Origin of the sequence: Thiomicrospira cyclica ALM1 (genome assembly GCF_000214825.1) — a bacterium.
Lineage (GTDB): Bacteria > Pseudomonadota > Gammaproteobacteria > Thiomicrospirales > Thiomicrospiraceae > Thiomicrospira > Thiomicrospira cyclica.
On sequence record NC_015581.1, the window covers coordinates 1621716 to 1634288 of the forward strand.

The 12573-nt window shown below is 47.9% G+C and carries 9 protein-coding genes and 1 tRNA gene; 6 read left to right on the forward strand and 4 right to left on the reverse strand.

Features of this window, described 5'->3' with window-relative positions; genetic code table 11:
• Positions 1–7 precede the first annotated feature (7 nt).
• Positions 8–445 (forward strand): DNA polymerase III subunit chi, encoded by a 438-nt coding sequence (locus tag THICY_RS07285; RefSeq protein WP_013835969.1) that lies wholly within the window; start codon positions 8–10, stop codon positions 443–445.
• Here the strand turns inward: THICY_RS07285 and THICY_RS07290 are convergent, their stop codons facing one another.
• A complete protein-coding gene (locus tag THICY_RS07290; protein ID WP_013835970.1) occupies positions 446–1090 on the reverse strand; it encodes a response regulator in 645 nt (214 codons plus the stop codon).
• Between the two features lie 111 nt (positions 1091–1201).
• The gene (uvrB, locus tag THICY_RS07295) at positions 1202–3241 is read right to left on the reverse strand and encodes an excinuclease ABC subunit UvrB (RefSeq protein WP_013835971.1); all 2040 of its coding nucleotides are present in this window, start codon (positions 3239–3241) and stop codon (positions 1202–1204) included.
• A 138-nt stretch (positions 3242–3379) separates the two neighbouring features.
• Between uvrB and THICY_RS07300 the strand changes: the two genes are divergently transcribed.
• The 4 genes from THICY_RS07300 (at position 3380) to rlmD (ending at position 6941) form a co-directional block, all read left to right on the forward strand.
• A complete protein-coding gene (locus THICY_RS07300; RefSeq protein WP_013835972.1) occupies positions 3380–4564 on the forward strand; it encodes a pyridoxal phosphate-dependent aminotransferase in 1185 nt (394 codons plus the stop codon).
• 102 nt (positions 4565–4666) lie between these two features.
• Positions 4667–4741 (forward strand) — tRNA-Arg (locus tag THICY_RS07305).
• A 139-nt stretch (positions 4742–4880) separates the two neighbouring features.
• Positions 4881–5669: a hypothetical protein gene (locus THICY_RS07310; protein WP_013835973.1), complete on the forward strand. Its 789-nt coding sequence runs from the start codon at positions 4881–4883 to the stop codon at positions 5667–5669.
• Positions 5670–6941, forward strand: coding sequence for a 23S rRNA (uracil(1939)-C(5))-methyltransferase RlmD (gene rlmD, locus THICY_RS07315; protein ID WP_013835974.1), 1272 nt, complete (start codon positions 5670–5672; stop codon positions 6939–6941).
• A gap of 29 nt (positions 6942–6970) precedes the next feature.
• Here rlmD and THICY_RS07320 read toward each other — a convergent pair whose 3' ends face one another.
• Positions 6971–10147: an efflux RND transporter permease subunit gene (locus THICY_RS07320; RefSeq protein ID WP_013835975.1), complete on the reverse strand. Its 3177-nt coding sequence runs from the start codon at positions 10145–10147 to the stop codon at positions 6971–6973.
• 8 nt (positions 10148–10155) lie between these two features.
• Entirely contained in the window at positions 10156–11220 is a 1065-nt protein-coding gene (locus THICY_RS07325; RefSeq protein WP_013835976.1) for an efflux RND transporter periplasmic adaptor subunit, read from the reverse strand.
• A gap of 193 nt (positions 11221–11413) precedes the next feature.
• Between THICY_RS07325 and hemH the strand changes: the two genes are divergently transcribed.
• Positions 11414–12532 (forward strand): ferrochelatase, encoded by a 1119-nt coding sequence (gene hemH, locus THICY_RS07330; RefSeq protein WP_013835977.1) that lies wholly within the window; start codon positions 11414–11416, stop codon positions 12530–12532.
• Positions 12533–12573 lie beyond the last annotated feature (41 nt).

Below are 12573 nucleotides of genomic sequence, written 5' to 3' on the forward strand. Positions count from 1 at the left end.
GGCAGCAATGAACACAGCAGTTGAGCCAAATTTAGTCTTTTATGTATTAGAAACGGCCGATGCGCAGAGTCGGGAGTTGTTTCTTGCCAAGTTGTTGTTGAAAATACAGCAACAACGACGGCGCGCCGATGTGCGTTTTGAAACGCTTGATCAAGCGGAGCGCTTTGACCATATTGCTTGGCAGTTACCGCCTGATCGCTATCTCGGTCATAGCTTGGCTGGTCATTTTCCGAGCCACATTCAATTGCATGGTCCAGAGCTGATCAAACCTCAAGGTGATGTGTTAATTAATCTTCACCCTGAGCCCTATACGGAGTTAAGTGGTTTTCAACGCACCATAGAAGTATTAGATCAGTCACCAGAACGGATTGAACCGGGTCGCGAGCGCTGGCGTCAATACAAACAGCAAGGACTCACACCCGTTGTGCATAAGATTAACGGCTGATCAAGCCGGCTCTTGCGCTGAATTCGCCACAGGCACAGCTCGCAAGGTATTAATATCGTGTTTTTTAATCAAATAATATAGGTTTTCGCGCTTAACACCCAAATGCTCAGCTGCAAGACGAATGTTAAAATCACACTCCTCCAAGACACGCCTAACTACGGCAGCCTCGAACACTTCACAAGATTGGCGCAAACCCTGGTCTAATTGCGCATTAAACTGAACAGGCACAACCCCTTCTGATACCAAGTTATGCTCTGTTTGGGAAAATAACAACGCTCTCTCAACAGCCGCTAACAGCGCATCTAAAGCAATGGGCTTTTCCAAATAGTCAAATGCACCTTGCATGATTGCCCGACTACCCGCCTCTTCACGATCACGACAGGTCAGCACAATCACCTTTAGGCTAGGCTGTTTCGCTAACAGGGCTTGCATGCAGGCTAAACCTTCATTAATACTGAGCGCATCTGGCGGCAACCCCAAATCTTGTAACACACAAAAAAAACCATGGGTATCTTGGTCATGCTGGGCTAAAGCATCATGACGGTCCGCAGCTTCTGTAACCAAATAGCCATGATTAGCCAATATTTTAGCGAGTATTTGTCGATACGCCGAATCATCCTCAACTAATAAAACCTTATTAACCATGCCAACCTCCCTCTACCCGCGCAACCCAACCTTAGATTTAAGTATAGATTAAAAGAACCCTGCATAAGGGACTCATTAGATACGGAGTTTTTATGTTTCTTAAAAAAAGATTTATCTTAAATCGCCAACACCCACCATGCCGGCTTTCAACTGCCTCACTTGATCGCGCAATTGTGCGGCCAGTTCAAAGTCCAATGCCTTCGCTGCCTCGTACATCTGCTTTTCGGTTTGCTTGATTTTCTTCGCCAATTCCGCCGGCTTCAAGAGTGCGATACTCGCCACATCAAAGTCCGCATTCACCTCGGCAACAATGCCACTACGTGCTGTATTGCGTTCAGCCCTAGAAGCATAGGGCGAATGTTCCAAAATATCGGTGACCTTTTTATTCAATGCCGTCGGGGTAATGCCGTGCACTTCGTTAAAGGCCAGTTGTTTTTCACGTCGACGCTGCGATTCATCGATCGCTTTTTGCATGGATTTGGTCATTTTATCGGCATACAATATCGCCCGCCCTTCGGTATTTCGTGCCGCCCTGCCGATGGTTTGAATCAGCGAACGCTCGGAGCGCAAAAAGCCTTCTTTATCGGCATCCAAAATCGCTACCAGTGCGACTTCTGGAATATCCAAACCCTCACGCAACAGGTTAATCCCGACCAATACATCAAACTCGCCCTGGCGTAAATCGCGAATAATTTCAATCCGCTCCACCGTATCAATATCCGAATGCAAATAGCGTACCCGCACTTGATGATCTTCTAGGTAATCGGTTAAATCTTCCGCCATTCGTTTGGTCAGGGTGGTTACCAGCACCCGCTCAGTTTTGGCCACGCACAAACGTATCTCGCCAAGCAAATCATCGACCTGGGTGGTGGCGGGGCGCACTTCCAGCACCGGGTCCACCAGGCCTGTTGGTCGTACCACCTGCTCCACAATTTTAGAGCTGTGTTCAAATTCATAAGCCGCAGGGGTGGCCGAGACAAAGATCGTCTGCGGCATTAAATGCTCAAACTCTTCAAACTTCATCGGACGATTATCCATCGCCGAAGGTAGTCGAAAACCGTAGTTGACCAGGTTTTCTTTCCGTGAACGGTCGCCTTTATACATCCCGCCAATTTGCGGAATGGTGGCATGACTTTCATCTACAAACATCAAAGCGTTTTTAGGTAAATAATCAATCAAGGTCGGTGGCGCCTCACCCGGGCCACGACCCGATAAATAGCGAGAATAGTTTTCGATGCCCTGGCAATAGCCGAGCTCTAGCATCATCTCGATATCCATGCGAGTACGTTCTTCGAGCCGCTGGGCTTCCACTAATTTACTCAGACTGCGTAACTCTTCTAGCCGCGCTTTAAGCTCAATTTTGACCTGATCAATGGTTTCTAGCACCCGTTCGCGCGGAGTAACATAATGGGATTTGGGATACACACTAATCCGCGTCACCTTCGCGACCTGCTCACCGGTTAAGGGATCGAACCAACTCAACTGCTCAACCTCATCATCAAACAGTTCAATGCGCACCGCATATTGCTCGGCCTCCGCTGGGTACACATCCACTACATCACCACGCACCCGAAACATACCCCGGTACATTTCAATATCATTGCGACTATATTGCATGGTCGCCAAACGCGCCAAAATATCGCGTTGACTGATTTTATCGCCCAAGCGTAGTTGCAACATCATGCTTAAATATTGATCCGGATCACCCAAACCATAAATGGCTGATACCGTGGCAATCAAAATAACATCTTCACGTTCCATTAACGCCTTGGTGGCCGACAAACGCAACTGCTCAATCTGCTCGTTGACGGCGGCGTCTTTGGCGATATAGGTATCCGATGCTGGCACATAGGCCTCGGGTTGATAATAGTCATAATAGGACACAAAATACTCAACCGCATTGTTCGGGAAAAAGCCCTTCATCTCACCATACAACTGTGCCGCCAAGGTTTTATTGTGCGCCATAATAATGGTTGGGCGCTGTACCTGCTGAATCACATTGGCCATCGTAAAGGTTTTACCTGACCCGGTTACGCCCAGCAGCGTTTGATAAGCTTCGCCGTCCTGCAGACCTTCCAACAGGCCGGCTATGGCTGCGGGTTGATCTCCGGCAGGTTGATAATGTGATACCAGTTCAAACGCTTTTGCCATGACGGCTCCTTAATAAACGGTAAATTTTTTACAAACAGCTTTTATTAACCTATAAAAACAGTAAAATAAAGGGTTATTTCATGTAAATTTAAATTCCGGTGCTGTTAATAGCATCATACTATCAGCTGAGAGAAATTCATGGCCTTGCTTTCTGATCGTGTGCAACGTGTAAAACCTTCTTTAACTCTGGTAATTTCAGCCAAAGCTGCTGAACTTAAACGAGCCGGGAAAGCTATTATAAGCCTTGGTGCGGGCGAACCGGACTTTGACACCCCAGAACATATCAAAGCAGCCGGAATTCAAGCCATTGAAGGCGGGCAAACACGCTACACAGCAGTTGATGGCATTCCAGAACTGAAGCAGGCCATACAAGCAAAATTTAAACGTGACAATGGTCTCGACTATGCCGCTGACGAAATTTTAGTCTCTAGCGGTGGTAAACAAAGTTTTTATAACCTTTGCCAAGCCGTGCTCAATGATGGCGATGAAGTCATTATTCCAGCACCTTACTGGGTATCTTACCCTGACATGGCGTTACTCGCCGGTGCAAACCCAGTCATTATAGAAACTAATCTTGAACAAAATTTTAAAATTAGTACCCAACAATTGGCACAAGCCATTACACCTAACACGCGGATGGTGGTAATTAACAGCCCATCGAATCCAACCGGTGCGATTTACACCGCTGATGAGCTTAAAGCACTGGCCGATCTGTTATTACAGCACCCTAACATTTTGATTGCGTCCGATGATATGTATGAACACATCATTTTAGGCGAGCAAGGCTTCACCAATATTTTAGAAGTCTGCCCAGCACTGCGCGAGCGCACCATTGTGTTAAATGGCGTATCCAAAGCCTATTCCATGACCGGCTGGCGGATTGGTTATGCCGGTGGCCCGAAAGCCATTATCAAGGCCATGAAAACCGTTCAATCGCAAAGTACCTCCAACCCCTGCTCGATTTCACAAGCCGCGGCCGTGGCAGCGCTAAACGGTGACCAGGCCTGCATCCAAACCATGCTAACCGCATTTAAAGAGCGTCATCAATTTGTGGTGCAACGGATTAACCAAATTCCCGGTTTTAAGTGCCTACCGGCCGATGGCGCTTTTTATATGTTTATCAATGTCAGCGACGCGGTCAAAATGAAAGGTTTGGCCAATGATGCCGAACTCGCCAGTGCGATATTAGATCATGCTGAAGTGGCTGCGGTACCTGGCTCAGGCTTTGGTAGTGAAGGACATTTACGAATTTCGTTTGCAACCAGCATGGCCCAATTGGAAGAAGCGTTGGATCGTATCGACCAGTTTATGCGCCTAGCCTAACAATCCATAGGGCCACACCTGTTTGCGCCCGCCGTTAAAACGAAAGAAATTTTTACAAAGATTTGCGCAAACCCTTATAATGACGGCACTTTCATAAAGTACGCGCTTATAGTGAAATGGATATCACGAGGCCCTCCGGAGGCCTAAGTGGAGGTTCGATTCCTCCTAAGCGCACCATCCTCATTCCCATTTTGATCCGCCAACATAACCGCAATTGATTGCCATCCAACTCAAGTCAGCCTATAATCTCAAGGTTAGCAGTGCGTAAAGTATTTCGCAATTTTTTCGTTCAAAATTTGGTAGGGTGATCAACATCATGAACAATGAGTGGCTATTTCGTGTCAATGAAACCTGGCGCTTTACAAAGGCCTTGGTGGCCAGCCAGCCAGGTCGACACTTTTTATGGCAACACTTACTCAATACGCTACTTATCGCAGGCTTGCTGACGTTATCTTTTTTCATTGTGATGTTTGGCTTTTACGAAGGTACGCCCATGCGTCGTCGCTCCGTAGCCATCAGCTTCTCTTTATTGCTGACCTTCTTAATCATCTACCCTCTTGCGACCATGCCCTTCTTCTCTTTTAAAGACTTGGTTAATAAAATCAGCTTAAGATTAGCAGGACGACGAATATTCACCAATCTCAGCGACCATGTTTTTTACAGCCAAGACAGTGGTGGACAAATCACCCTTCATTTGGCGAAAGCCCACCATGTGCTTGCGCAAAAACATGCCTATCTGCGCCAACAACTGATTAAGGGAAAAACCGACAGTGCACAGGTATCAAAACATTTAAGCCTAGCGCTGGCGAAATCGATTCGAGATGCGGTGCGCCTATCAAAAGAGCTCGTGAAAAGCGGCCGACTTAATCCGCAACAAACTATCACAGGCGCAACCTATGGTTATTTGTTTGGCACCGCTAAAAGCAAACTGAAGCTACGCCGTGTTGAACCAGGCCTGGTTAAGCGATGGCTGGGGCATTGGTTTTATAAGTTTGGTGCCCTGCACGCAGTCTATACGTACTTTATTATTCACCAACAACTCCCGCCATCCTTTGATCCTGTCTATTTTCAAGCGACCGTGGGCGATGTGATCGGAATCCACTAATTGAAATTGCCGAATCGGCGTGATGCCAAGCCTGTCAAACGACAGACTAAAACCCACTTTAAACCCGGCCAGATTCTCACTGCTGTTAAGATCATCGACCTGTCAGATGACGGTCACGGGGTTGCGAAGCTAGAGGGTAAAACACTGTTTGTAGACCACGCCGTACCTGGCGACCAAGTCACCCTACAAATTAGCGACGATTTACCGAGCTACGCCCAAGCTAAGCTGGTTGCAATTGAGCAACCCTCAAATGATAGGACAACGCCCTTCTGTGCTATTTATGAAGCCTGTGGTGGCTGTCAATTGCAACACCTTAGTATTGCAGCGCAACGCCATTGGAAACAGCAACATCTGATGCTGGCGCTTAGCAAACTGCAACCGCAACCCTCGATTCAATGGCACGACACCCCAAATACACCTGATCGCGCCTATCGTCGGCGGGCCAAGCTGATTCTTGGTCGCGACTGGCAAGATCAATCACCCTTGCTCGGCTTTCGTAGCCCGCAAAGTCACCAGCTAGTTGATGTCGCTGAATGCCCTATCCTAGCAAAACCACTTAATCAACAGCTTGTGCAACAACGCCCTCAATGGCTTGCCGAAGCCAGCGCCCGTAATCAAACTCTTTGGTTAACGGCCGGCGATGAACAAACCCTTACCAAGCTTGGCGATCATTCCCATGATGCGACCACGAAAGACGCATCGACCCAAATGAGTTGCTATCGGTTACTGGATCTCAAATTCTATTTTTCGGTCACCAGCTTTATTCAAGTGAACCAGGCGGTGAATGAACAACTCGTGGCACAGACACTTAATTGGTTAGCACTGACACCGCAAACGCGGGTTATTGACTTTTTTGCGGGGATTGGAAATTTCAGCCTACCCCTAGCACAAAGATCCGCAGCGGTACTGGGTTTAGAAGGCAATGCCGAAGCAGTAACCTTGGCCAAACATAACGCGCAAGCCAATAACTTACGCAATGTAGAATTTCTAATGAGCAATCTATTTGATGAGCCTGATCAGCAGGCCTGGTGGTCGTGGACGGCGGATTCTGCTGTTCTCGACCCAGGTAGAGCGGGGGCAGAAGCACTGTGCGAAAAACTGGGTAAAACCCAGCTAAAACGTGTTGTTTATGTCTCCTGCCATCCTGGCACCTTAATCCGCGATTTGAGACTGCTAATAGCGCAAGGCTTTGTGATAGCACAGGCACAACAATTCGATATGTTTAGCCACACCAAGCATATCGAAAGCCTAATACTACTAACTCGACTATAAACCCGTAAAAGCGCATAGTTTATGCTAGGTTACTTCTTATATTGCTCGAAATCGCTTCCAAGCTCGGCAATAAGTGCTCGCTTATTCACACCGGCAGGTTGGCTAAAACGGCCCAACAACGCATACACAGCGGGAATCACAACGAGCGTTAAAATGGTTGCAATTGAAACGCCCCAGAGTAACACCATCCCCAACACATAGCGCGTTTCAGATCCTGCCCCAGAGCTCAAAATTAATGGCAACGCGCCCACGCAGGTTGTAATTGCGGTCATCAGGATGGGACGTAACCGCAGACAAGACGCCTCTACCAGTGCCTCTTTAAATGCGATTCCTTGATCGCGCAACTGATTAGCAAATTCAACAATCAATATACCATTTTTGGTCGCTAAGCCAATAAGCATTACCAAACCTATTTGTGTATAGAGATTCAAGGATAGACCATATAGCCACAAACCCAACAACCCACCCAAAACGGCTAAGGGGACAGTAAACATGATGATAAATGGACTGACAAAACTTTCAAATTGTGCCGATAGCACTAAAAAAACCACCACAAGTCCCAACAAAAATACAAAAAACACCGCATTCCCTGAGGTTTGGAAGTCTCGCGATTGCCCTTTATAATCGATCATCGCATCAGCCGGCAATAGCTCTCGAGCCAAACCTTCCAAATGTGCAAGTCCGGCGCCTAAGCTTAAATGTGGTGCTAAATTGGCATCAATCGTCACCGAGCGCATCCGGTTGTAGCGATTCAACGACCCCGAGTCGGCAAACTCCTCGTAACTCACCAAGCTGGCTAATGGAATTAATTCACCCGTCGTGCTGGAACGCACATGAATTAAATCCAAACTGACTGGTGAACGATATAAGCGACGGTCGGCTTGAAGAATAATGTCATACTCCTCACCCTGATCAACAAATGTTGTCACCCGTGTTGAACCTAAAAGAGTCTGCAGGGTGCGACCGATTTCCTCGGTAGTAACCCCCATATCAAACGCTTTTTCATAGTCAATATTCACTTTTAACTGGGGCTTGGTTTCTTTGTAATCCCAATCTATAGCTTCGAAACCGGGGTTGTCGTCGTTAATAGCGTCGGTGATAATTCGTCGCCACTCGGCCAACTCGGCATAACTTCCGCCACCGAGCACAAACTGCACTGGTTTCTGAACACGACCACCAATACCCTGACGCATCACCGGATTGGCCCGAATTCCCGGTAAATCGGCAAGGCGTTCACGCACATCCTGCATAATTTCATTAGCAGGCCTGCGTTCAGCCCAGTCATTTAAGACAACAATGCCAAAACCGCTATTAAAAATTTCCGTATTACCAAACGCACGCGGTGAACGAATTAACAAACGATTTACTTCACCATTTTCTACCAGCGGCATTAATCGCGCCTCGACCTCATCAAGGTAGGTTTTCATATAATCGTGCGTTGCCCCTTCAGGACCGGATACAAAAATAAAGAACGCACCACGATCTTCACGGGGTGCATACTCCTCAGGCAGTTGTTGAAATAGCCAATAACTGGCATAAAAGGCGGCTAACAGCACCGGTAAGATCAGCCAAGGCGCATTAACAATGCCTCGTAACACCGGTCGGTAAGCACGGATCAGCCATCCATCGGCCAGTTTCATCTCACCCCGCTTAGCCGCATCCGATTCAATCGAGCTTGTTTGCACCATAGCGATATCATCATCTTTAGCCGCTTTCGCTTTCACTTTTCGAGGTTTCAGTAATTTAGACGCCAGTGCCGGTGACAATGTCAGCGCGACAAAACTTGAAAAAATCACCGCTACGGTGAGCGTAATGGCAAACTCGGAAAACAACCGACCCAGGGTGCCTTGTAAAAAACTGATCGGGAAGAAGACCGCAACCAATACCAGTGTAGTGGCAATAACCGCAAAGCCGACTTGACGCGTGCCCAAAAACGCCGCAGCGAGCGGTGAGAAGCCTTTTTCAATGTGACGCTGTACGTTCTCAAGTACCACAATCGCATCATCGACCACCAAGCCAATAGCTAATACTAAGGCTAACAAAGTCAGCAAATTGATAGAAAATCCGAGCATCCACAACACCCAAAAGGTCGCAATAATGGATACAGGTACAGTGACTAATGGAATTAAGGCAACACGCACACTGCGAAGGAATAGCAAAATAACCAGCATGACAAGTACAATCGCAATCGTAAGGGTTTTGTATACCTCCTTAATCGCGCTTTTGATAAATACCGAGCTATCAAAGCTGGCTTTTATTTCTAACCCCTCAGGCAAAATCGCATTTAAACGCGCCACCTCAGCGGCGGCAGCTTCGGCAACACTGATGGTATTTGCGGTCGATTGTTTGATAATTCCCAGTCCGATCATTGGCAAACCATTGCCACGGAAAAAACTGCGGTTTTCAATCGAGCCCAACTCGATGCGGGCAATGTCGGCTAGGCGAACCTGGGTTTGTGTCGCACCCCGCTTCACCACCAGGCGCTCAAAATCGGCCACACTGGTTAGTTGACGATCCACCCTAACACTAAATGAGGCATCGGCCATGCTAACAGTGCCAGCTGGTAATTCAACATTAGCACTGCGTAGCGTACGCTCAACATCACCCACGGTAATACCACGCATCGCCATTTCGCTGGCATCTAACCACAGGCGCATCGCATATTCTTGCCCACCACCAATCCTGACGCGAGCCACACCGTCTAGAACAGAAAAACGATCGACCAGATATCGACGCGCATAATCAGTAAGCTCGGGCACCGTCATGTTATCGGAGGTTAAGTTAAACCACACGATAACGTCGTCATCACCATCGACTTTTTGTACTTGAGGCTGATCCGCGCCATCGGGTAAATTACGCGCAACCCGTGCAACACGGTCACGCACATCATTCGCCGCCGCATCAATATCACGATTAATGTTAAATTCAATCCGAATTCGTGAACGTCCATCACTGGATGTTGATTCTATAAATGAAATGCCTTCAATACCGGCAATTTGGTCTTCGATGAGTTTGGTGATGCGCGATTCAATGACCGCGGCCGACGCACCCGGGTAACCAGTGGTAATCGATACAATCGGCGGATCAATATTGGGATATTCACGCAAGGGCAAACGGTCAAAGGCCAACAAACCAAAAGCGACCAACAATAAAGACACCACCGCCGCCAAAACGGGACGCTTAACAGCCGTATCAGACAGTAACATAACGCCCCCTATTGCGCGAATTCAGAAATTTGACGCAATTGGTCGGCCACCTTCACCTGCTGACCAGGTCGAACACGTAAAGCGCCTTGGCTTATTACGGCTTCGCCCAATTCAGCGCCACTCACCAGCTCAACCCAACCGGGTTCTCGCGCGCCTAGCACCACCTCTCGACGCTCTACTTCAAATAACTCTGAATCCGCTTGTGGTTTCAGCACATAAACAAAATTCTGATCAGCCATCGGCACGACCGCCGTTTCGGGCACTCGTAATAACCTACGCGGTGTTTTATTCAAGCGCACCGTCATACCCATACCTGGCAATAAGCGATAATCGGCATTAGTAAATTTAGCACGTACCGCAAATGTCCGCGTTGCCGGATCAAGACTCGAAAAGACCGTAACCACCTCGCCCACTAAATTGTCGGTTGCCACTAAACTGCTTTCTAGCAGGACTCGCTGGCCCACAGCAACATCCAACAAAAAGCGCGCGGGTAAATTAAAATCAACCAACACGTCATCTAACTCAATTAAATCGGTAATCACCAGGCCTGGTGACGCCATAGCGCCCTCATTCACTTGACGCACACCGAGTCGTCCCGCGAAAGGGGCACGCAACTCAAGACGCGAGAGACGCACATTCAGTAACTCGCGTTGCGCTCGTAAGGTTTGACGCATTAAGTCGGCTTCATCAACCGCCGCTTGCGACACATCACCGCGTGCCTGCAAAGTTTGTAAACGAATCAATTGACGCTCAGCATCGACCAAGCGTACCTCAAGCTCAGCTAACTGCGCGCGCACCTCGGCTTGATCCAAGGTCACCAATAACTGCCCAGCTTCTACCCAATCACCATCGCTAAAATGCACCGCAACCACACGCTCCGTTACGCTGGGCTGTAATTCAACATGGCGCTTGGCAATGACCTCACCCAAGCCCATGATCGACTCGGTTACGCTGGCTTCTTCGACAACACTTTTTATGACCAACTGGTTGGCAACGCTGTTGGATGTAAAACCGAGACTCGCGAATGATAGCCCAAGGGCAACTAGCCATTGTTTACCTGACAAATTCGACATTTTGCAGTATCCTTGGTGTATAACTTTTGATAGTTTTTATTTTCAATTCAGTGTAGTTATATTAGCTAATTTAAAAAAGAATGTAATGTGTAGCAACGATTTCAAACCTAAAAGCACAAAACATTTTTTATGCAAATCTTATACAATAGGCTTTAAATAAATTAATTTTGGCTGGTCTTAAAAGGAAGCTTGGATGAAATACCATAATAACACGACCTACCGCCATGGTGATGAAGCCGCCACTGGTGTTCTTATCACAAATCTTGGTACACCCGATGCCCCAACCAAACAAGCATTGCGCCCTTATCTGAAGCAGTTCTTGTGGGATCCGCGCGTTGTTGAGCCACCACCCGCCCGCTGGTTATGGTGGTTGGTTCTCAATGGCATTATCCTTAATACGCGTCCAGCCAAGTCTGCCGAAGCCTATGAGGAAGTCTGGGATTCGGAAGGCCCTGGCTCTCCTCTGCTTAATATTACAGTGAAGCAGAAAGAAGCGATTGAAAAAAAACTGGCGCCGCATTTTAAAGGCAAAGTCGTGTTTGACATTGCGATGCGCTACGGCAACCCATCGATTGAATCAGCGTTAAAAAAATTTGAACAACTTGGGGTACAACGTTTAGTGGTGATGCCACTGTATCCGCAATATGCTGGAGCGACCTCGGCATCAACCTTTGACGAAGTCACCGATGTACTTCGTAAATGGCGCTGGATTCCTGAGCTTCGTTTCATTAATCACTATCACCGTAACCCGGGATATATTAAAGCCTTGGCCAACTCAGTTCGCGAGCATCAAGCGGAGCACGGTGTGCCCGATTTATTGGTAATGTCTTATCACGGTGTACCAAAACGCTACTTAACCAATGGCGACCCTTACCATTGTGAATGTCAAGTCACATCACGCTTGCTGGCTAAAGAGCTCGGCCTTGAACCGCACCAATATAAGGTGACCTTTCAGTCGCTGTTTGGTAGAGAAGAATGGTTGAAGCCTTACACGGATGAAACCATGATGTCGTTACCAGGCCTGGGCTATAAGCACGTTCAGGTTATGTGTCCTGGCTTTTCGGCGGACTGCTTAGAAACCATTGAAGAAATTGACGGTGAAAACCGCGAATACTTCGAAGAAGCCGGTGGCGAAAAGTTCAGCTACATTAAGGCCCTTAACTATCGTGAAGATCACACCGATGCCCTAACCGATGTGCTATTACAACACACCCAGGGCTGGTACGAGCGTGATGGCTTTGATAGTGAAGCCGATGCCGCAGAACGCGCGATTGTCAAAGAACGCGCCCGTGCACTTGGCTGCCCCATGTAATCTCATCCCGCAAACCCAACTAAGGCGCCACCAGGCGCCTT

Coding starts and splice junctions, on each gene's coding strand:
- THICY_RS07320 (WP_013835975.1), bottom strand. CDS start 10,147: ATGTTACTGTCTGATACGGCTGTTAAGCGTCCCGTTTTGGCGGCGGTG.
- THICY_RS07300 (WP_013835972.1), top strand. CDS start 3,380: ATGGCCTTGCTTTCTGATCGTGTGCAACGTGTAAAACCTTCTTTAACT.
- THICY_RS07285 (WP_013835969.1), top strand. CDS start 8: ATGAACACAGCAGTTGAGCCAAATTTAGTCTTTTATGTATTAGAAACG.
- THICY_RS07290 (WP_013835970.1), bottom strand. CDS start 1,090: ATGGTTAATAAGGTTTTATTAGTTGAGGATGATTCGGCGTATCGACAA.
- THICY_RS07310 (WP_013835973.1), top strand. CDS start 4,881: ATGAACAATGAGTGGCTATTTCGTGTCAATGAAACCTGGCGCTTTACA.
- uvrB (WP_013835971.1), bottom strand. CDS start 3,241: ATGGCAAAAGCGTTTGAACTGGTATCACATTATCAACCTGCCGGAGAT.
- hemH (WP_013835977.1), top strand. CDS start 11,414: ATGAAATACCATAATAACACGACCTACCGCCATGGTGATGAAGCCGCC.
- THICY_RS07325 (WP_013835976.1), bottom strand. CDS start 11,220: ATGTCGAATTTGTCAGGTAAACAATGGCTAGTTGCCCTTGGGCTATCA.